2 protein-coding genes are annotated in these 1,036 nt (G+C 71.3%); both read right to left on the reverse strand.

The genetic code is table 11. From position 1 onward, the window contains the following. The coding region (locus D471_RS0109105) for an inositol monophosphatase family protein (protein ID WP_017598339.1) at window positions 1–364 on the reverse strand (364 nt) is incomplete at its 3' end. A 90-nt stretch (window positions 365–454) separates the two neighbouring features. Further along, the coding region (locus tag D471_RS0109110; protein WP_026127553.1) for an alpha/beta hydrolase family protein at window positions 455–1,036 on the reverse strand (582 nt) is incomplete at its 5' end.

A 1,036-nucleotide genomic window follows, 5' to 3' on the forward strand; every position in this document is an offset into this window, starting at 1 on the left:
CCCCCGCCACGACCCGGCCGTCGACCTCCGCCGCGATCGCCACCGCCCAGTCGGGGCTCCCGTACAGGTAGTTGACCGTCCCGTCGATCGGGTCGACGATCCACCGCACACCGCTGGTGCCGCTCTCGCCACCGCCCTCCTCGCCCAGGATCGCGTCGTCGGGGCGGGCCTCCAGCAGACGCGTGCGGATGAGCTCCTCAGTGGCCCGGTCCATCTTGGTGACGACGTCGGTGGGGCTGGACTTGGTGTCGAGTACGGTGACGCCCTTCTGTCCCTCGGCGGCGAGCTCTCCCGCCTCGGCCGCCACGCGCACGGCGAGTGCGCGCAGCTCCTCGGGGTCGGGCGGATGGTGGGTGGTACTCACGTGTGGTCCCCCGTTCGTGGGTCGCGTGCGGTGTGGAGCGCGGTCGGGGCGTGCGCGGGCACGCCCCGGGGTAGGGCCGCGGGCCACGTCCTACAGGAGTCCGGGCCTGGTCCACTCCTTGCCGTGGACGTGGTGGTCCAGGAAGGCGAAGATCGTCTCGTACCAGATCCTGGCGTTGCCGGGTTTGAGGATCCAGTGGTTCTCGTCCGGGAAGTAGAGGAACTTGGCGTCCACCTCGTGCAGGAGCAGGTCGCGCCACAGCCGCATGCCCTCCGAGATGGGCACGCGGTAGTCCTTGTCGCCGTGGATGACGAGCATGGGCGTGCGGATGCGGTCGGCGTGCAGGTGCGGTGAGTTCAGCGTGTAGCGCTCGGGTTGGGCGAGCGGGGTCCCGAACTCCCGCTCCCACGCCGCCGGGTGGTCGGTGACGCTGCTGAAGCCGTCCAGTGCCCACAGGGAGGCGTGCGAGACGATGGCCCGGAACCGGTCGGTGTGTCCGGCGATCCAGTTGGCCATGTACCCGCCGAAGGAGCCGCCCATCATGGCGGTGCGGTCGGCGTCGATGTCCTCGCGCCCCTCGGCGGCGTCGGTGATGGCCATGACGTCGGCGTGGGTGCGCGGCCCCCACGCCCCCCAGGCACGGCGCAGCATCCGCTGCCCGTACCCGGTGGA

This window comes from Nocardiopsis lucentensis DSM 44048 (assembly GCF_000341125.1).
In the GTDB taxonomy this organism is placed as follows: domain Bacteria; phylum Actinomycetota; class Actinomycetes; order Streptosporangiales; family Streptosporangiaceae; genus Nocardiopsis; species Nocardiopsis lucentensis.